24 protein-coding genes are annotated in these 18,117 nt (G+C 73.0%); 18 read left to right on the top strand and 6 right to left on the bottom strand.

Annotation, left to right across the window (positions count from 1 at the left end; all coding sequences use genetic code 11):
- The first annotated feature begins 24 nt into the window (after positions 1–24).
- The gene (locus ACBR40_RS33795; protein ID WP_344218044.1) at positions 25–984 is read left to right on the top strand and encodes an ATP-dependent DNA ligase; all 960 of its coding nucleotides are present in this window, start codon (positions 25–27) and stop codon (positions 982–984) included.
- Between the two features lie 126 nt (positions 985–1,110).
- Positions 1,111–2,622, top strand: coding sequence for a M28 family metallopeptidase (locus ACBR40_RS33790; protein WP_371251329.1), 1,512 nt, complete (start codon positions 1,111–1,113; stop codon positions 2,620–2,622).
- A gap of 17 nt (positions 2,623–2,639) precedes the next feature.
- Here the strand turns inward: ACBR40_RS33790 and ACBR40_RS33785 are convergent, their stop codons facing one another.
- Positions 2,640–3,503: a LysR substrate-binding domain-containing protein gene (locus ACBR40_RS33785; protein ID WP_371251328.1), complete on the bottom strand. Its 864-nt coding sequence runs from the start codon at positions 3,501–3,503 to the stop codon at positions 2,640–2,642.
- An 82-nt stretch (positions 3,504–3,585) separates the two neighbouring features.
- Here ACBR40_RS33785 and ACBR40_RS33780 point away from each other — a divergent pair, with 82 nt between their 5' ends.
- The 6 genes from ACBR40_RS33780 (at position 3,586) to ACBR40_RS33755 (ending at position 8,017) form a co-directional block, all read left to right on the top strand.
- Positions 3,586–4,797 (top strand): MFS transporter, encoded by a 1,212-nt coding sequence (locus ACBR40_RS33780; protein WP_371251327.1) that lies wholly within the window; start codon positions 3,586–3,588, stop codon positions 4,795–4,797.
- A gap of 110 nt (positions 4,798–4,907) precedes the next feature.
- Positions 4,908–5,579, top strand: coding sequence for a hypothetical protein (locus ACBR40_RS33775; RefSeq protein WP_371251326.1), 672 nt, complete (start codon positions 4,908–4,910; stop codon positions 5,577–5,579).
- Positions 5,579–5,803, top strand: a complete 225-nt coding sequence (locus tag ACBR40_RS33770) for a hypothetical protein (RefSeq protein WP_344218034.1) — start codon at positions 5,579–5,581, stop codon at positions 5,801–5,803. Before ACBR40_RS33775 ends, ACBR40_RS33770 begins: the two co-directional genes overlap by 1 nt.
- 119 nt (positions 5,804–5,922) lie before the next feature.
- Positions 5,923–6,420, top strand: coding sequence for a sigma-70 family RNA polymerase sigma factor (locus ACBR40_RS33765; RefSeq protein WP_344218032.1), 498 nt, complete (start codon positions 5,923–5,925; stop codon positions 6,418–6,420).
- 42 nt (positions 6,421–6,462) lie between these two features.
- The gene (locus ACBR40_RS33760; protein ID WP_364462782.1) at positions 6,463–7,158 is read left to right on the top strand and encodes a zf-HC2 domain-containing protein; all 696 of its coding nucleotides are present in this window, start codon (positions 6,463–6,465) and stop codon (positions 7,156–7,158) included.
- Between the two features lie 10 nt (positions 7,159–7,168).
- A complete protein-coding gene (locus tag ACBR40_RS33755) occupies positions 7,169–8,017 on the top strand; it encodes a PHP domain-containing protein (RefSeq protein ID WP_371251325.1) in 849 nt (282 codons plus the stop codon).
- On the opposite strand, the gene ACBR40_RS33750 is transcribed toward ACBR40_RS33755, so the two are convergent.
- On the bottom strand, positions 8,014–8,637 hold the full coding sequence (locus ACBR40_RS33750) for an alpha/beta hydrolase (RefSeq protein WP_344218028.1): 624 nt from the start codon (positions 8,635–8,637) through the stop codon (positions 8,014–8,016). The two genes, ACBR40_RS33755 and ACBR40_RS33750, sit on opposite strands and share 4 nt — an antisense overlap.
- Before the next feature lie 82 nt (positions 8,638–8,719).
- Here ACBR40_RS33750 and ACBR40_RS33745 point away from each other — a divergent pair, with 82 nt between their 5' ends.
- Complete coding sequence (locus ACBR40_RS33745; protein WP_371251324.1) at positions 8,720–9,223, top strand: SET domain-containing protein; 504 nt, start codon at positions 8,720–8,722, stop codon at positions 9,221–9,223.
- 11 nt (positions 9,224–9,234) lie between these two features.
- On the opposite strand, the gene ACBR40_RS33740 is transcribed toward ACBR40_RS33745, so the two are convergent.
- The 3 genes from ACBR40_RS33740 to ACBR40_RS33730 form a co-directional block, all read right to left on the bottom strand.
- Entirely contained in the window at positions 9,235–9,606 is a 372-nt protein-coding gene (locus tag ACBR40_RS33740) for a hypothetical protein (RefSeq protein WP_371251323.1), read from the bottom strand.
- Between the two features lie 103 nt (positions 9,607–9,709).
- A complete protein-coding gene (locus tag ACBR40_RS33735; protein WP_371251322.1) occupies positions 9,710–12,190 on the bottom strand; it encodes a tetratricopeptide repeat protein in 2,481 nt (826 codons plus the stop codon).
- Between the two features lie 116 nt (positions 12,191–12,306).
- Positions 12,307–12,999 (bottom strand): response regulator transcription factor, encoded by a 693-nt coding sequence (locus ACBR40_RS33730; protein ID WP_344218020.1) that lies wholly within the window; start codon positions 12,997–12,999, stop codon positions 12,307–12,309.
- A gap of 175 nt (positions 13,000–13,174) precedes the next feature.
- On the opposite strand from ACBR40_RS33730, the gene ACBR40_RS33725 reads away from it, so the two are divergent.
- The 9 genes from ACBR40_RS33725 to ACBR40_RS33685 all read left to right on the top strand — a co-directional run bounded on the left by ACBR40_RS33725 (position 13,175) and on the right by ACBR40_RS33685 (position 17,505).
- Positions 13,175–13,426 carry a MoaD/ThiS family protein gene (locus tag ACBR40_RS33725; RefSeq protein WP_344218018.1) on the top strand — a complete coding sequence of 84 codons (252 nt, stop codon included), beginning with the start codon at positions 13,175–13,177 and terminating at the stop codon, positions 13,424–13,426.
- A 70-nt stretch (positions 13,427–13,496) separates the two neighbouring features.
- Positions 13,497–14,162 (top strand): DUF2993 domain-containing protein, encoded by a 666-nt coding sequence (locus ACBR40_RS33720; protein ID WP_344218016.1) that lies wholly within the window; start codon positions 13,497–13,499, stop codon positions 14,160–14,162.
- A 9-nt stretch (positions 14,163–14,171) separates the two neighbouring features.
- Complete coding sequence (locus ACBR40_RS33715; RefSeq protein WP_371251321.1) at positions 14,172–14,738, top strand: sigma-70 family RNA polymerase sigma factor; 567 nt, start codon at positions 14,172–14,174, stop codon at positions 14,736–14,738.
- Positions 14,738–15,580, top strand: coding sequence for an anti-sigma factor (locus ACBR40_RS33710; protein ID WP_371251346.1), 843 nt, complete (start codon positions 14,738–14,740; stop codon positions 15,578–15,580). Before ACBR40_RS33715 ends, ACBR40_RS33710 begins: the two co-directional genes overlap by 1 nt.
- Before the next feature lie 54 nt (positions 15,581–15,634).
- On the top strand, positions 15,635–15,967 hold the full coding sequence (locus ACBR40_RS33705) for a TlpA family protein disulfide reductase (protein WP_371251320.1): 333 nt from the start codon (positions 15,635–15,637) through the stop codon (positions 15,965–15,967).
- A gap of 32 nt (positions 15,968–15,999) precedes the next feature.
- On the top strand, positions 16,000–16,083 hold the full coding sequence (locus ACBR40_RS33700; RefSeq protein ID WP_350773254.1) for a putative leader peptide: 84 nt from the start codon (positions 16,000–16,002) through the stop codon (positions 16,081–16,083).
- Positions 16,084–16,145: 62 nt separating this feature from the next.
- Complete coding sequence (locus tag ACBR40_RS33695; protein ID WP_344218013.1) at positions 16,146–16,370, top strand: hypothetical protein; 225 nt, start codon at positions 16,146–16,148, stop codon at positions 16,368–16,370.
- A complete protein-coding gene (locus ACBR40_RS33690; protein WP_344218011.1) occupies positions 16,367–17,206 on the top strand; it encodes a sulfurtransferase in 840 nt (279 codons plus the stop codon). Before ACBR40_RS33695 ends, ACBR40_RS33690 begins: the two co-directional genes overlap by 4 nt.
- Positions 17,206–17,505 (top strand): DUF1416 domain-containing protein, encoded by a 300-nt coding sequence (locus ACBR40_RS33685; protein ID WP_344218009.1) that lies wholly within the window; start codon positions 17,206–17,208, stop codon positions 17,503–17,505. The genes ACBR40_RS33690 and ACBR40_RS33685 overlap by 1 nt, the downstream gene beginning before the upstream one ends.
- 51 nt (positions 17,506–17,556) lie before the next feature.
- Here the strand turns inward: ACBR40_RS33685 and ACBR40_RS33680 are convergent, their stop codons facing one another.
- Positions 17,557–18,105: a helix-turn-helix domain-containing protein gene (locus ACBR40_RS33680; protein ID WP_371251319.1), complete on the bottom strand. Its 549-nt coding sequence runs from the start codon at positions 18,103–18,105 to the stop codon at positions 17,557–17,559.
- Positions 18,106–18,117 lie beyond the last annotated feature (12 nt).

Genomic DNA, 18,117 nt, shown 5'->3' with positions numbered 1-18,117 from the left:
CACTGTAACAGGTGTTCGGATATCGTGGACGGGGTGACCGGCGAGGAGACCCGCGAGGGCGTGACGCTGACCAATCTCGACCAGCCGTTGTTCGACGGGGCCGAGGCCACCAAACGCGACCTGGTCGACTATCTCGACGCGGTCGCGGACCGCCTGGTGCCGGTGCTGCGCGACCGGGCGCTCTCGGTCGTCCGGGTGCGCCCCGGGCAGGAGCCCTTCATGCAGAAGAACCTGCCGAAGTACGCCCCTCCGTGGATCGAGCGCGTCTCGGTGTGGGCGGACTCCTCGCGGCGGCAGGTGACGTACGCGCTGGGCAACGACCGGCGGACGCTGATCTGGTTCGGCAACCAGCGGGCGGTGGAGTACCACCCGGCGCTGATCGCCGGCGACCACTTCACCCACCTGGTGCTGGACCTCGATCCGCCGGAGGGCGCGGAGTCGTTCGGGCTGGCCGTGCGGGCGGCGTTCCTGGTGCGGCAGGCGCTGGCGGACGCGGGGCTGGCGGGCGCGGTGAAGACCAGCGGGGCCAAGGGCGTGCACGTGTTCGTGCCGGTCGAGCCGGGTGTCCCGATGGAGGACCTGGCCGCCGCCACCCGCGCGATCGGGGCCCGCGCCGAGCGGCTGGACCCGGGGCTCGCGACGACGGCGTTCATCAGGGAGGACCGCGCGGGCAAGGTCTTCATCGACTCCACGCGGGCGGGCGGCGCGACGGTCGTGGCCGCCTACAGCCCGCGGATCCGGCCCGGCGTGCCGGTGTCGTTCCCCGTGCCGTGGCCGGACCTGGACCGGGTGACGCCGCGCGACTTCACCATCAGGACGGCGGCGGCGCTGGTCGACAAGAGCGATCCGTGGGCGGGGGAGATGCCCGGGCCGCAGCGCCTGCCCGCCGACCTGGTGGAAGAGGGGCACACGATCCCGGTGGCGCGGGTGCAGGCGATGCACGAGGGGAAGCGGCGTGCCCGTGCCCGCCGCGAGGCGACCTGAGACGGCGTGAATCCGCCGCGACAGTGGGTCTTCTCAGCGGCCCGGTGGCGGGTTACGTTCGCGTTCGGCGCGGCTCGGGGGGACGGCGCGCGCCGTAACCGATCCCGGCACAGGGAGATCCGTCGCATGCGTATGCGTAGAATCGCCGTCGCGCTCGGCCTGCTCCTCACCACGGTCCCCGCCGCGGTCCTCGCCGCGCCACCCGCGCAGGCGCGGACCGGCGGCCTCGACGACGTCTTCGCCAAACTGCTCGTCCAGCAGGTCAAGGGCACGAACGTGGCCAAGCACCTCAAGGCGTTCCAGGCCATCGCCGACGCGAACGGCGGCACCCGCGCCGTCGGCACCCCCGGCTACCGGGCCTCCCGGGACTACGTGGCCGGCAAGCTGCGCAGGGCCGGCTACAAGGTCACCCTGCAGCCGGTCACGTTCGTGGAGAGCTGGAGCGAGAACGCCCCGCCGACGCTCGCCGTGCAGGGCGGCGCGACGTACGCGCCGAACGAGGACTTCTTCACCTTCGCGCCGTCACCGTCCGGCGACGTGACCGCGCAGGTCCAGGGCGTGGACCTGACCCTGCCGCCCGCGCCGTCGCCCTCCTCGACCAGCGGCTGCGAGGCGGCCGACTTCGCCGGGTTCGTCGCCGGCCGGATCGCGCTCGTCCAGCGCGGCACCTGCCCGTTCGTCACCAAGGTCGAGAACGCGCTCGCCGCCGGCGCGAGCGCGATCATCATCTTCAACGAGGGCCAGCCGGGACGGACCGACGCCTACCCGCTGGACATCGGCGGCCTGCAGGGCCTGCCGATGGTGTTCGCCGACTTCGCGGTCGGCCAGGCGCTGGCCGCCACGCCCGGCGCGACCGTGCACCTCAAGGTCGACGCCAACCTGGTGCTCGGCACCGAGGACAACGTCATCGCCGAGTCCCGGCTCGGCGACCCGCGCCAGGTCGTCATGGTCGGCGCGCACCTCGACAGCGTGACCGAGGGCCCCGGCATCAACGACAACGGCTCGGGCAGCGCCGCCATCCTGGAGGTCGCCGAGCAGATGGCGCTCTACCCGGTCAAGCACAAGGTCCGTTTCGCGTTCTGGGCCGCGGAGGAGATCGGGCTGCTCGGCTCCACGCAGTACGTCGCCTCCCTGTCGCAGCAGCAGCGCGACCGCGTCCGGCTCTACCTGAACTTCGACATGATCGCCTCCCCGAACTACGCGTACAAGCTGTACGACGGTGACGACTCCGACGCCACCGGCTCCCCGGCAGGACCGCCCGGATCGGCCCAGATCGAGCAGCGGCTCGCCACGTTCTTCGGCTCGCGCGGCCTGGCCACGGTCGGCACCGACTTCGACGGCCGCTCCGACTACGGGCCGTTCATCGCGGTCGGCATCCCGTCCGGCGGCATCTTCACCGGCGCCGAGGGCGTGAAGACCCCCGAGGAGGCCGCGCTGTTCGGCGGCACGGCGGGGGCCGCGTACGACGGCTGCTACCACCAGGCGTGCGACACGCTCGCCAACGTGAACGCGACGGCGCTGGACGTCGACTCCGACGCCATCGCGGACTCCGTCGCCCGCTACGCCTTCGACCTGCGCTCCATCCCGCCGAGAACGGCCACCGCCGCCCGCGCCGCCCTCAGCGCGGCGGCCGGCTGAGTCCACCCGGCAGGGGGTCAGAGGTCGCTCATCAGGTCGAGGAAGGCGGTGGCGGCGGGGGAGGGGCGCTCGGCCCAGATCAGGTGCTCGACGCGGGCCGGGGCGTCGCGGAGGCGGATGACGCGCAGGTCGCGGAGCCGGGGCGCGTACGCGGCGGGGAGCAGGCCCACGCCGAGCCCGTGACGGACGAGGTCGGCCATGAACTCGGCGGACGACACCTCGAAGGCGACGTCCCTGAGCACGCCCGCGGCGGCGAACGCCTCGTCGGACTGGGCGCGGCCGGCGTGCCCGGCGCGGAAGTCGACGAACGGCTCGTCGGCGAGGCCCGCCAGGTCCGTCTCCTCGTCCGTCAGGTGGTGGTCGGGCGCGACCACGGCGACCAGCTCGTCCCTGGCCAGCGCGCGGCCGCGGACGCCCCTCGGCTCGGCGCGCGTGGTCAGGCCGAGGAAGGCCACGTCCACGTCGGCCCGCCGGACCCGCTCGATCAGGTCCTCGCTGCCGGCAGCCGCGAGCGTGACGCGCACCCGCGGATGCCGGCGGCGGAACTCCTTGAGCAGGGCCGGCAGGTCCACCGCCGCGACCGTGGTGATCGCGCCGATGGCCAGCCGCCCGCGCAGCTCGCCGCTCGCCGCGGCCACCTCGGCCCTGGCCCGGTCGGCGGCCTCCAGGCACTCGCGGGCCGCGGGCAGGAACGCCTCCCCGGCCGGCGTCAGGCGGACGCGCCGGCTGGTGCGCTCGAACAGGCGGGCGCCGAGCTCGCGCTCCAGGGCGGCGATCTGGTGGCTGAGCGCCGACTGCACCACCCGGCAGTGTTCGGCGGCCCGGGTGAAGTTGCTGGTCTCGGCGACCGCGACGACGTACCGCAGTTGTTGCAGCTCCATGACATCAATCGTGCAGCACGATCGATCTCGATGAAAACTATGTGTTGGACTCATTGATCGATGGGGGACCACTCTTGGATGTATGACTGTGCATGGAGATCGCCCGCTGTCAGCCACGCGGGCCTGGCTGGGGGTCGCCGCGATCACGGCGAGCCTGTTCGTCTTTCTCACCACCGAGCTGATGCCGGTCGGCCTGCTCACCCCCTTGAGCGAGAGCCTGGGGGTGTCGGTGGGCGCCGCCGGGCTCATGGTCACGCTCCAGGGCGTCTCCGCCGGGCTGGGAGTGCCGTTCATCGTGGCCTGGACCAGGCGGGTCAACCGGCGGGCGCTGCTGTCCGCGCTGCTCGCCGTGCTGGCCCTCGGCAACCTGGTGACCGCCCTGTCGCCGAGCTACGCGCTGATCCTGACCACGCGGCTGTTCATGGGGTTCGCCAGCGGGGTGTTCTGGGCCATCGGCGTGGGCATGGCGATGCGCCTGGTGCCCGAGCGGCAGGCGAACAGGGCGTCGGCGACGGTGATGTCCGGCATCTCGATCGCCACGGTGGCGGGCATACCGCTGGGGACGTTCCTGGAGAGCCGTACGGACTGGCGGACCACGTTCCTCATCTGGGCCGGGCTCAGCGTGCTGGTGTTCGTCGCGGTCACGGCGCTGATCCCGTCGCTGCCGTCGCGCAACGCCGTGCCGGTCAGGGAGGTCTTCGGGCTGCCGGTCAGCAACGTGCCGCTGCGGCTCGTGCTGGTCACCGTCGTGCTGTTCGTGCTCGGGCACTTCGGGGCGTACACGTTCGTCCGGCCGATCCTGGAGGGCCACACGGGCGCGACGCCCGCCTTCGTCACCGTCGTGCTCATGGTCTTCGGCGCCGCGGGGGCCGTCGGGAACTTCGTCGCCGGGCACACCGTGAGCAGGAGCCTGCGGGGCACGTTCGCCGTCGGCTGCGCGGGGCTCGTGGTGTCGTTGCTGGCGCTGCTCGCGATCGGCGGCGGGGAGGCGGGCGCGGTGGCCGCGCTGGTGGTGTGGGGGCTCTCCTTCGGGGCCGTGCAGCTGTGCCAGGTCAACCTGACGCTGGCCGCCGCGCCCGACACCTTCGAGGCCGCGATGTCGCTCAACACGATGGCGTACAACACCTCCATCGCGCTCGGGGCGCTCTTCGGCGGGCTGTTCGCCGACCACCTCGGAGTCACCAGCGTGATCTGGTTCGGGGTGGCGCTGACCGCCGGCTCGCTGGTGGTCAACCTCACCACCGGACGGAGGGCGGCGCGCGGGCGGGACGCCGTGGCGACGACCGCGTCCTGAGCGGGAACAAGTCGGCATGGCGTTGAACCGGGGGTCGCCGCGGGGCGTACCACGTGGCGGACGACGGCGTCTGACCTGCGCTGATCACCTGTGACGGGGATGCGATGGCGATGGACTTCCACGGATGGAGCGGCGGCCTCGCGCTGCAGCCGCGTGACTACCTCGCGAGCGGCCGGCCGCTCCTCGACGTCGTACGGGCCGCCGGCCCCTTCCGGGGCGAGACGCTCCACGAGCTCGCGCTCGGCACCGCCGCCACCATGGCCAGGCTGCACCTGGCCGGCATCGCGGGGCTGCGGCTCGGCCCGGACAACGTGCTGATCGGCCGGTACGGGCAGGCGCTCTTCGCCCCCGGGCCGCGCGACAGCGAGTTCCCTTCGAGCGACGTGCGGGCGTGGGCCGAAGTGATGATCTTCGCGGCCACCGGGGCGGAGGCGGGGCAGGGCGGGGAGGCCGGCCTCGACCGGCTGCCGCCGGCGCTGCGCACGCTGATCGACGAGTGCCGCAGGCCCGACCCGGACTCCCGGCCCACGGCGGCCGAACTGGTCGCCGTGCTGCTCGGCCGGCCCGTCCCCGGTGGCCGCGCCCAGGTCGAGCGGCTGCTGCGCGAGGCGGAGAGCCGGACCGTCCCGTACCGGCCGCCCGCGTACGAGGAGACGCTGATCAGCACGCCGCTCTGGCGGCGGCCCGCCTTCCTCGCGGGCGTCGCGCTCGGCCTGGCCGTCGTCGCGCTGCTCGCGGGCGCGGTCGTGCTGGTCTCCTCGCTGGCCACGGGAGGCGTGTGATGAGGGATCTCGGGCTCGGCGTGCTCGTCGGCATCCTGATCGGCACCGTGGTGGCGTCGCTGGCGCTCGCGCTGTCCGACCTGCCGTCGGCTCGCGCGGCGGGGACGACCCGATCGGCGGGGAGTGTGGGCTTCACGGCCGCGATCTCGGCTCCGGAGGCCGGCCAGCTTAACCTGATTTATCAATTGAATCTGGCTTTCGGGCGAATAGGGCGAAGCGCCTGACCGGGCTCCTGCCCCTAGCTAAAGTGATAAATCCCATATCAGCGCGGTATGCATTGATATCGCGTAGTGCGCGAGGAGCCCGCCCCCCAGTGAGGAATCGCCGCGTAACCGAAGACGCCATGGTCCGAGCCCTTTACCGCGAATACGGCACCCCCCTGTTGGCCTTCGCGGTCCGGCTGACGGGCGGCGACCGGCGCTGGGCCGAGGACGTCGTCCAGGAGACCCTGGTCCGCGCCTGGCGCAACCTCCCCGACCTGCGTACCGACTCCGGCTCGCTCATGCCGTGGCTCGCCACCGTCGCCCGCCGCGTCGTCATCGACGACCGCCGCCGCTCCGGCACCCGCCCCCTGGACACCGTCGAGCAGATCCCCGAACGCGCCCAGCCCACCCCCGCCGACGACGACCGGCTGCTGCGCGAGATCGTCGTGACGGACGCCATGCTCTCGCTCTCCCCCGCGCACCGCCAGGTGCTCACCGAGACCTTCCTGCTCGACCGCTCGCTGGCCGAGGCGGCCGAGACGATCGGCGTGCCGATCGGAACGATCAAGTCCCGCGTGTACTACGCCATGCGGGCCTTGCGCGTCGCATTGGAAGAAAGGGGGGTGATGCTGCCATGAAAGCGCCGGCGCGTCACAGTATGGAGTGGGGGTGGTGACACCATGACCGAGGTTCAACACGAGGACGTGGCGGCGTACGCGCTGGGCCTGCTCGACGAGGGGGAGCGGGCGGCGTTCGAACGCCACCTGGCGGGCTGCCCGAGCTGCGCCGCCGAGGTCGGCATGTTCGCCGAGATGGGCGAGCTGATCAAGGGCGTGCATCCCGACGACCTGCTGCCCAGCCCGCCCGACCCGCAGGTCGAGTCGCTGCTGGTGCGGCGGGCCGCGGCCGAGCGCCGCCGCCGGGGGCTGCACCGTACGCTGACGGCCGCCGCCGCGTGCGTGCTGATCGCGACCGGCGTGCTGCTGGCCGTCCGGTCGTTCGCCGCGGGGCCCAACCCGGACAGCGTCCACAGCCCGGCCGCGGCGCTGCTGATGACCGGGAAGACCTACAGCGAGACCGACCCGGCCAGCGGCGTCACCGCCGTCGTCGGCCTGGAGGACAAGGGCTGGGGCACCCACGTCGCGCTGCAGCTCAAGGGCGTGAAGGGGCCGCTCCAGTGCCGGCTGCTCGCGGTGGGCGACGACGGCCGCTCCGAGGTCGTGGCGAGCTGGGGCGTCCCCGACAAGGGCTACGGCGTGCCGGGCGCGCCCGACGCGCTGCTGCTGCACGGCGGCACGAGCCTCACCCAGGACCAGCTCAACCACTTCACGGTCGAGACCTTCGACGGCCGGACGCTCGCCTCGATCGCGGTATGATCCGGCCCTCATGCGCATCGACCTGCACAGCCACAGCAACGCCTCCGACGGCACGCAGCCGCCGGCCGACGTCGTGCGCCGGGCCCGCGAACGCGGCCTCGACGTGCTGGCGCTGACCGACCACGACACCGTCGCCGGGCACGGGGAGGCGGCCGCCGCGCTGCCCGGCGGGCTGACGCTGGTGCCCGGCATGGAGCTGTCCTGCCGCCGCGGCGAGCAGGGCATCCACCTGCTCGCCTACCTCTTCGACCCGGCCGAGCCCGAGCTGCGCGCCGAGTGCGTACGCCTCAGGGAGGCCCGCGAGACGCGCGCCCGGCTCACCGTCGAGCGGCTGGCCGAGCTGGGCGTGCCGGTGACCTGGGCCCAGGTGACCGAGCTGGCGGCGGGCGGCCCGGTCGGCCGGCCGCACATCGCCCGCGCCATGGTCGCCGCCGGGGCGATCGCCGCGCCCGACCTGGCGTTCACGCCGGAGTGGATCGGCACGGGCGGACGCGCGAACGTCAACCGCTACGCGCTCGACCCCGGACAGGCGGTCCGGCTCGTCCGCGCCGCGGGCGGCGTCCCGGTGCTCGCGCACCCCAAGGCCGCCAGGCGCGGTCCCGCCGTGCCCGACGAGTGGATCGCCGAGCTGGCCGCCGACGGGCTGTTCGGGGTGGAGGCCGACCATCTCGACCACGACGAGCCCGCCCGCGCCAGGCTGCGCGGCCTGGCCGGCGAGCTGGGCCTGGCCGTGACCGGCTCCAGTGACGACCACGGCGAGCTGACCGGCCACCGGCTCGGCTGCGAGACCACCGACCCCGAGGTCTACGAACGCCTCCTCGCCGAGGCCACCGGCGCCGCCCCGATCAGCGCACGCTAGATGGGTGCCCGGCCCGTGCGCGGGGCCGCGAAGTGCGTGACGAACCAGCCGCGGGCCAGGTCCGCGACCGCGTCCAAGGCGCCGGGCTCCTCGAACAGGTGCGTCGCGCCGGGCACGATCGTGAGCCGGCACTCGCACGGCAGCCGCTGCTGGGCCTCCTGGTTCAGCTCGATCACGACCGGGTCCCTGCCGCCGACCACGAGCAGCGTGGGCGCGCGGACCGCCGCCAGGCGCGGCCCGGCCAGGTCGGGCCGGCCGCCCCGCGAGACGACGGCCGCGATGTCGTTGCCCGGCTGGGCCGCCGCCCAGAGCGCGGCCGCCGCGCCGGTGCTGGCCCCGAAGTAGCCGATGGGCAGGCCGGCCGAGTCCGGGTGCTCCCGCGCCTCGCGGGTGCGCTCCAGCAGGCGTTCGGCCAGCAGGCCGATGTCGAACACGTTCGCCCGGTCGGCCTCCTCCTCGGGCGTCAGCAGGTCGAACAGCAGCGTCGCCAGCCCGGCCTCGTTGAGCGCGCCGGCCACGTACCGGTTGCGCGGGCTGTGCCGGCTGCTGCCGCTGCCGTGCGCGAACAGCACCAGCCCCCGAGCGGCGTCAGGGACGACCAGATCACCCTCCCCGGACACACGCAACACCTCCCCCTGCCAGGCCCGCTACCCCGGCAGGCTCCCTCTATCCACCGGCCCCCGCCTGCTCCACGCTGGTGCCATGCCTGAGACTCCCGCCCCGCACTGCCTGCTGCATCCCGCCGTCGAGGTCCGGCCCTCGCCGATCGCCGGCGAGGGCCTGTTCGCCATGACCCCGCTGCCCGCGGGGACCGTCGTCTCCCGCCTCGGCGGCCGGCTGGTGACCTGGGACGCGCTGCGGGAGCTGCTCGCCGACCCCGCCGTCCCGTACGTCGACACGGTGGCCGTCGGCGACGACCTGCACCTGGTCCTGCCGCCGGGCAGCCCGAACGGCAAGGGCAACCACGGCTGTGACCCCAACCTGTGGTGGAGCGGCCCCTACGCCCTCGTCGCCCGCCGCGACGTGCGACGAGGGGAGGAGCTGACGCTGGACTACGCGACCTGCACGAAGGCGCCCGGATTCGTGCTGGAGTGCCGGTGCGGCGCCCCGCTGTGCCGGGGACGGGTGACCGGGGAGGACTGGAGACGGACCGACCTGCGCGAGCGCTACGGCGACCACTGGTCGTTCCCGGTGCCCGTGGGGTGACCCGCCCCCGGTCAGCGCAGCAGCAGCGCCGTCACGAACTGGAGGAGGTGCCAGGCCCCGTACGCCCCCGCCGCCCAGAACGCCCACTCCTTGCCCCGCCGGATCCGGGACACCCGGCGCAGCTCCTCCACCGGGTCCCTGCGGGCGCGCAGGGTCCTGGTCACCAGGCAGGCGGCGTTCAGCCAGGCGAACCCGGAGACCAGGAGCAGCGCGACCGAGAGCCCGAGCAGCGGCTCGGCCCCGCCGGGCACCTCCCACGGCAGCTGTCTCACCCAGGCGGCGGCCACGCCCGCGAGCAGCGCGAGGGTGATCCGCCGGTCCGTACGGGCCTGCCGTTTCAGCCACTTCAGGTCGCCACGCCGGGTCCGGTTCTGCCGGAGCATCAGGATCACCTCCGCTGGTTCGGTCGAAGCCACCAGCGAACACGAGGCCCCCGCCGAAGATCTGCGACCTCAGCCCCCGGATTTCCCTACTTTCATCGGCGATTCACGGCAGATACCGGAGTTCTTCCGCCACCCGGCCGGCCTCCTGCACGTCGCCAACCTCCTCCAGCGTGCGCGCCGCCTCCGTCAGGCACGCGACGGCCGCGTCCCGGTCGCCGAGCCGCGCCGAGACCAGCCCGAGCGCCCGCAGCGCGCAGCCGAGGTCCCGCCGCGTGCCGCACTCCTGGTGCACGTCCCTGGCCTGCCTGGCCAGCTCCAGGGCCTCCCCGGGCCGGTCCAGGTCGAGCAGGACCAGCGCCAGGGCGGTGAGCGCCGCCGCCCACCGGTCGCGGCTGCCGGCCGCCCGCTGCAGCTCGACGGCCTCCGTCGCCGGGCCGAGCGCCTCCGCCGCCCGGCCGGCCGCGTGCGTGGCCTGCGCGACCGACAGCAGCGCGCTGGCCCGGTTGTCGCCCAGCTCCTCCCTGATCGCCAGCGACGCCCGCGCCGCCCGCAGCGCGGAGGCGTGCCGGCCGAGCGACAGGTACGTGTACGCCAGCGTCTCCTGCACGTCCGCCTCGGCCCGCCGGTTTCCGGTGCCCTGCACGATGTCCAGGGCCTCCAGCGCGTACACGAAGGCCACCTGCGGCTGCCCCTGCCGCCTGCGCACCCGGGCCAGCCGGTTGAGCGTGCGGGCCTCTCCCGGCGCGTCGTGGATCACCCGGCTGATCGCCAGCGCCTGGTTGAGATAGTCGTCGGCGCGCAGGTAGTCGGCCAGCCGCCAGTACACGAGCCCGATGTCGGCCAGCGTCTCGGCCTTGCCCTGCTCGTGGTGGAGCTCCACCTGCACCGTGAGCGCCTGCTCGTAGCAGGCCAGGGCCTCGTCGTAGCGGGCGCCGTTGCGGGCGACGCGGCCGAGCGCGCACAGGGCCCGGCCGCTGCCGTGGTGGTCGCCGGCGGCGGTGTAGCCGGCCAGCGCGCGTTCGGCGTCGCGCCGGGCGTCGTGCGGCAGGCGCAGCAGGTCGTAGATCTCGGCCAGGCAGAGCAGGGTCTCGGCCTCGGCCTGCTCGTCGCCCAGCTCCTGGCAGATCGACAGCGCCTCCAGGCCCTCCGACAGCGCCGCCTCCGGCTCGCCGAGGTCGCGCTGGACGCGGGCCAGCAGGATCAGGCTCTGGGCGGTGCCGCGCCGGTCGCCCAGCTCCGCGCGCACGGCGAGGGCCTGGCGGGCGTACGTGAGCGCCGGCTCGTAGCGCTCCTGCGACAGGTGCAGCCGGGACAGCGTGTGCAGGCAGCTCGCCACGCCGGTCCGGTCGCCGATCTCGCCGTACAGGTCCAGGGCCTCGCCGGCGCGGCGGAGGGCGTCCTCGACCTTGCCCGCGATGCCGTACACCTCGGCCAGGTCGATGAGCGCGCGGGCCCGGCCGACGTCGTCGCCGAGCGAGGTGTGGTCGGCGAGCGCCTCGCCGATGAAGCGGGCGGCCAGCGTGGACGGACCGATGTCGCGGTGGATGGAGCCGAGGTTGCCGCGCATGAGCGCGATCGCCCGCCGGTTGCCGACCTGGAGCGCGGAGCTCAGGCCGGCCTGCTGGACCTCCAGGTTGTTCTCGTAAAAGCGGAGCCGCCTGAACGGCGCGAACACCGCCTCGGCCAGCCGCCACGCCATCCCGTACGCGCCGCTCTCCTCGGCCAGCCGCACGGCCGACACCAGCGAGCGCCGCTCGGCCTCGAACCACTCGCGCGGCGTCGCCGGATCGCCGGCGACCGCCAGGTAGTGGTCGAGCAGCCGCGCCCGCGCCTCGCGCACGCCCGCCTCCGCGTGCCGGCCCAGCTCCCTGGCCAGCCGCTTGACCAGGTCGTGCACCCGGTAACGCGGCCCCGGCAGCGGCTCCACCAGGTAGGCCCGGTGCAGCCCCTCGACCGCCGCGACGGCCTCGGCCACCGGAACGCCCAGCGCGGCGGCCAGCACCTGCGGGGTGAAGTCGCGCCCCGGCAGCAGCCCGACGTGCCGGAAGGCCCGCCGCCGTGCCGGGGTCAGCGACTCGTACGCGAGGTCCAGCGCCGACCGGAACGCCTCCTCGGGATCGCCCACCAGCACCCGGCCGGGCCGGCGCAGCTCCTGGATCCGCTCCCCGACGCTCATGCCGGGGTTCTCGGCCAGCTTGGCGGCCGAGATGCGCAGCGCGAACGGATGGTAGGAGCACACCCGGGCCAGCTCGGCCAGCGCGTCCCGGTCGGCCGCCCGCGGCGAGCCCTTCCCGAGCACCCCGACCAGCAGCGCGACCGCGTTGCCCGGGTCGAGCACGGGCAGGTCCATGAGGTCGGCGTGGCCGGTCGCGCGCAGCGGCGCCATGCGGGTGCGGCTGGTCACCAGCACCACGCAGTCCTTGCCGCCCGGCAGCAGCGGGCGCACCTGGGCGGCGTAGTCGATGACGTAAACGTGATGAGGGGCGCGTAACGGGGAGCAGATGGTCTCGTTACGCCGGAACACGCGCGGCCGGGCGCCCTCGTCCACCAGTGACCTGAACGACTGCACCCCGACACCACCCATCGTCGGACGGCGGTGTCCTCGGCCTGACACTTGCTGAACGGATTGACCACCAATGTGTCACATCGGGCGGTCCCATTGTCAATGCCCGGCTGTCAGTGCCGGGCTGTCCATGCCGTTCAGACGGTCGCGGTGTCGGCCCGGTCGGGGACGAAACGGTAGCCGACGTTGCGGACCGTGCCGATCAGGGATTCGTACTCGGTGCCGAGCTTGGCGCGCAGCCGCCGGACGTGCACGTCCACCGTGCGGGTGCCGCCGAAGTAGTCGTAGCCCCAGACCTCCTGGAGGAGCTGGGCGCGGGTGAAGACTCTGCCCGGGTGCTGCGCGAGGTATTTCAGCAGCTCGAACTCCTTGAAGGTGAGGTCGAGCACCCGGCCGCGCAGCCGGGCGGTGTAGGTGGCCTCGTCGATGGACAGGTCGCCGCTGCGGATCTCGTCGGGCACGTCCTCGGCGGCGGCCTGGCTGATGCGGCCGGTCGCCATGCGCAGCCGAGCCTCGACCTCGGCCGGGCCCGCGCTGTCGAGGAGGACGTCGTCGACGCCCCATTCCGCGGTCATGGCGGCCAGGCCGCCCTCGGTGACGATCACCAGCAGCGGGCAGTCGATGCCCGTGGTGCGGATCAGCCGGCACAGGCTCTTGGCCTGCACGAGCTCCCTGCGCGCGTCGACGATGACGGCGTCGGCGGGCGGTGTGTCGATGAGCGCGGACGCCTCGGCGGGCGCCACGCGGACCGAGTGGAGCAGCAACCCCAGCGCCGGGAGCACCTCGGATGACGGCTCGAGGGCGTTGGTCAGCAGGAGCAGATTGCTCATTACGGCCTCCTCAAACACGCAAGGACCCGGGGGCTACGTCGCCCAGGTCCTGTGAGTGAGGATATCCCACGAGTAAGACCCGTCCATTGCGGGTCCACCAGGTGAACAGCGCGTCTCGTGAAACAACCTTGTTAAGGAAGACGCACAATGGTTCGGCAAGGATTGTGAGGATCAAATGGCCACAGGCAAAATACGGTATTGGGCGGCGGCCAAGGAAGCGGCTGGTGTCGCCGAGGAGTCGTTCGACGCGGTCACGCTGAGTGAGTTGATGACGAAAATCACAGCGGACCGGGCCGAGCTGGCGCGCGTCGTGCGGCGCTGCTCGTTCCTGGTCGACGGCGCGCCCGTGGGAAAGCGCCCGCACGACGAGGTCACGCTCGGCGACGGCGTCACCGTCGAGGTGCTGCCGCCTTTCGCCGGTGGGTGATCAACGGCTTCGCGGGGGAATGAGAGGTCTCGATCGATAGGCTCGTACCCCCGCCTGCACAGGGAGCCCCATGCGCAAGCTGATCGTTTTTCTGATCGTGCTGGTCATTCTCCTTGTCGCCGTCGACCGCGTCGCGGCCGCCGGGGTCGAACGCGACCTCGCCAACCGCATCGCGGCCGCCGCCGACCTCTCCGGCACGCCCACGGTCACCATTGAGGGCATCCCCTTTCTCACCCAGGCCGTCAGCGGGCATTATCCGGAGGTCCGGTTCGACCTCGGCACCCTCACCTACGGCGGCGTGCCGGTGAAGAACCTGCGGGGCGCCGCCTACGACGTGACCGCGCCGCTCGCCGACATCCTGCAGAACAGAGCCGACATCCGGGCCGGCCGCATGACCGTCAGCGGCACCCTCACCAGGGCCACGATCGACAAGTACGCCCCCCGCGGCGTCAAGATCGGCGGAAACGGGTCGCGGCTCACCGCGTCGGGCGAGCTGACGGTGGGGGCGAACAAGGTGAAGTTCGACGCCGAGCTGCGGGTCTCGGTGGTCGACGGGCAGATCAGGCTGCAGGCCGAGAAGATCGAGGGCGTGCCCGCGGCGCTCGCGCAGTTCGTCTCGATCCCGATCCCGTTCAAGGCCGACCTGCCCTTCGACGTGAAGGTCACCCGGGTCAGGAGCGTGGCCGACGGACTGGAGTTCACCGCCGAGGCGACCGACGTGCCGCTCCGTGGATGAGCCCCGTGGATGAGCCCCGTGGATGAGCCTGAACCGATCGGCGCCGCCGTACGTGATGAGGGCGTGAGCGCAGCCGGGACCGCCGACGAGGAACTCGTGAAGACCCTCTTCGACGAGCACGCGGGGCCGCTCTACGGCTACGTGCTGCGACTGACCGGCGACTCGGGAAGGGCGGAGGACGTGGTGCAGGAGACGCTGCTGCGGGCCTGGCGGCATCCCGACGCGCTCACCGACCGGCCGATCAGGGCGTGGCTGTTCACAGTGGCCCGTAACCTCGTGGTGGACCAGCACCGCGCCAGGAAGGCCAGGCCGCCCGAGATCAGCGACGAGGCGCTCACCGTCGTGCCGGCCGAGGACGAGCTGGAGCGCGCGGTCGAGTCGTGGGCGGTGGCCGAGGCGCTGGCCGCGCTGCGGCCCGAGCACCGCGAGGTGCTGATGGAGGTCTACTACCGGGGGCGATCGGTGAAGGAGGCGTCGGACACGCTGGGCATTCCACCGGGGACGGTCAAGTCGCGCACCTACTACGCGTTGCGCGCGCTCAAGCTCGCGCTGGAGGAGCGGGGGCTGGCACCGTGATGACCTGCGAGGAGGTCCGGATGTCCTTGGGGGTGCGGGCGCTCGGCGCGCTCGACCCCGAGGAGGCGCAGGAGGTCGACCGTCACCTGGCCGGCTGCGAGGCGTGCGCCGCCGAGCTGCTGGAGCTGGAGGACGTCACCTCGTTCCTGGGCAAGGTGTCGGAGCGGGACGTCGAGCTGGTCGCCAGCCCGCCGCGCCAGGTGCTGGACCGGCTGCTCGACGACCGCGCCCGGCGCACCAGGCGCGGCCGGATGCTGCTGCTGTCGGCGGCGTCCGTCGCGGCGCTGGTGGTGGGCGGCGCGGTCTGGACGGCCGTGACCGGCGGCGGGCCGGCCATGACCGCGGCGAGCGCGCCGGAGCGGGCGGCCTCCTCCGCCGCGTCCTCGTCGGATGCGGCCGACTCGGCCGCCACCGCCGCCGAGCAGCCCGTGCCGCTCGCCGACCAGAACAGCGAGCTGCGCGCGACCGGCGACCCGCTCCCCAGCCCGTCCGCCATGCCCACGAAGCAGAAGAAGCAGGCGGTGGCGGGCCCCGAGTTCACCGGCGAGAACGCCGCCGACGGCTACCACGCCACGATCCTGGCCTGGCCCGCGGACGACGGCGCCGAGCTGGCCGTACGGCTGCGCGGCGTGCCGGCCGGCACCCCCTGCCGGGTCCGCGTCGTCGGCGAGGGCGGGCGGCGGGACGTCACCGACGGCTGGGTCGCCGGAGGCGCCGGCTTCGAGGAGCGCGACGCGTTCAAGACCACGACCGGGCTGCCGCTCGCCGACATCGTCCGCTTCGACGTGATCGACGAGCGCACGGGCAAGCTGCTGGTCCGGGTCAAGGTGCCCGGCAGGTAGGCCGGGGGCGGGAAGCAATCGCCGGTCGCGCCGGTTGCATCCGACGTGACTTCGTTGTCCGAGGGGGACCTCGGCGCCGCCCTCGGTGAGCGGGCGACGCTGGTGCAGTTCTCCACCGCGTTCTGCCAGCCGTGCCGGGCGACCAGGCGGGTGCTCGCCGACGTGAGCGCGCTCGTGCCGGGTGTGCGGCACGTCGAGGTGGACGCGGAGTCCCGGCTCGACCTGGTGCGCAGGCTGGAGGTCACCGGCACGCCGACGGTGTTCGTGCTCGACGGCGCGGGGCGGATCGTCAAGCGGGCCGCCGGGCAGCCGCGCAAGGCCGACGTCCTGGTGGCGCTCGCAGGGGCGTTGAACCAGGAACCGTCTCATCAACCGGACGAGATGTGACAGATGGCGAGACGCCGAGTAGTGTCTTGGCTATGACCCCTTCGACAGAGCTGCTCACGAAGCGGCGCGCGGTTGATTTCTGCCGCGTGGCCACCGCGCTCTGTCGCGCTGCCTGAGGACGATCTAGCGCGGATCCTCGGATGATCCGCCCCAATCGACCCTTCAGGAGCATCCCGCGATGCGTGCCGACCTTCCATTGTCGCGCCTCCGCGCGCCGATCACGACCCTGACCACCGCCCTCGTCACTTCGACGGGGCGCTTCCGGGCGCCTGCGGCCGCGCGCATCCCGCCGGAGCTCCTCACGAAGATCCTCACCGCAGCCTCGGGATCCATCCTCGGCTGCGCCACGTACCCGCATATTCGCCGTCTACTGCCCGCCGCCAACATGGAGGTTTCCCAATGAGCCGCTCCGCCGCACTGGTGGACGCCGACTGGGTCGAGGCCAACCTCGACACGCCCGGAGTCGTCATCGTCGAGGTCGACGAGGACGTCAGCGCCTACGACAGCGGCCACATCCGTGGCGCTGTGAAGATCGACTGGCGGACGGACCTGCAGGACCCGGTCCGCCGCGACTTCGTGGACAAGACCGGCTTCGAGGCCCTGCTGTCCGACCGAGGCATCTCCAACGACGACACCGTGGTGCTGTACGGCGGCAACAACAACTGGTTCGCCGCCTACGCCTACTGGTACTTCAAGCTCTACGGCCACGACAACGTCAAGCTGCTCGACGGCGGGCGCAAGAAGTGGGAGCTCGACTCGCGCGAGCTGGTCAAGGACGTCACCGAGCGCCCCAAGACCCAGTACACCGCGCAGGAGCAGGACACCTCCATCCGCGCCTTCCGCGACGACGTGGTGAGCGCCATCGGCAAGCTCAACCTGGTCGACGTGCGCTCGCCCGACGAGTTCACCGGCAAGCTGCTGGCCCCGGCCCACCTTCCGCAGGAGGCGGCGCAGCGCGGCGGCCACGTGCCGACCGCCCGCAACATCCCGTGGTCCAAGGCGGCCAACGACGACGGCACCTTCAAGTCCGACGACGAGCTGCGCACCCTCTACCAGGACGCGGGCGTCGACTTCGGCAAGGACACCATCGCCTACTGCCGCATCGGCGAGCGGTCGGCGCACAGCTGGTTCGTGCTGCACGAGATCCTCGGGCAGGCGAACGTGAAGAACTACGACGGTTCGTGGACCGAGTACGGCTCGCTCGTGGGCGTGCCGATCGAGCTGGGGGAGGCCCGCTGATGACGGCACAGGGTTGCGGAGCGCCGGAGCAGACCGTGGCGCTGCCCGCAGGGATCGATCTGTCCAACCAGGCCGTGATCCAGGGCGTGGTGACCGGCACGGGCACCGCCTACGCCCGCCTGCTCGACCGCACCGGTGAGTTCACCGGCGAGGTCGTGGTGTCCGACGACGGCGTCTTCCGCTTCTTCGCCGCCCCCGGCGACTGGACCGTCCGCATCATCGCGGGCGGCGGCGTCACCAGGGACGTGCAGGTGGAGGCCAAGCTGGGCGAGGTCGCCCAGCTCGCGGTCGCCGTCTGACCTCTTCGTGGAAGGGCCCGCGCCGGTCTCCGGCGCGGGCCTTTTCGTGTGTCAGGGCTTGACCGGGTAGCGCATGAGCAGCGTGGCCCGGACGAGGTCGGGGCCGTGCGCGCGGTAGCCGTGGAGCACGTCGGAGCGCCAGGAGATGTGGTCGCCGGGGCCGGCGGTCAGCGGTTCCTTGATGGGCCCGGCGCTGAGCGTCCCGGTGAAGACCGTCACGTGCTCGGTGACGCCTTCGTGGTGGGCGGGGCTGGTCTGGGTGAGTCCGGGCGGGACACGCACCCGGTAGAGCTCGTAGATGACGCGATCGTCCTCGAAGACCTCCAGCAGTTCGGCCTCCATGGCCGTGCCGCGCATGATCCGCGGCTCGGGCGGCGGGTCGAGTACGGCCCCGATGGGCACGCCGAGCTGGGCGGTGATGGCCCAGAGCGTCGCGAGCGTCGGGCTGTGGGCGCCGGTCTCGACGCCCGCGAGCGCGTCCTTGCCGATGCCGGCCCGGCCGGCCAGCTCGGAGAGCGAGACGCCGCGCTCCTGACGCAGCCGCCGCAGTCGATCCCCCACCGCGCGAGGGTCGGTGTCGAACGCGGGGAGCGGTTCCATGCGCTCATGCTC

Origin of the sequence: Nonomuraea sp. AD125B (assembly GCF_041402765.1) — a bacterium.
Lineage (GTDB): Bacteria > Actinomycetota > Actinomycetes > Streptosporangiales > Streptosporangiaceae > Nonomuraea > Nonomuraea bangladeshensis.
The sequence above is the reverse complement of the archived record's forward strand: the minus strand, read 5'-3'. Positions and strand labels throughout refer to the sequence as shown.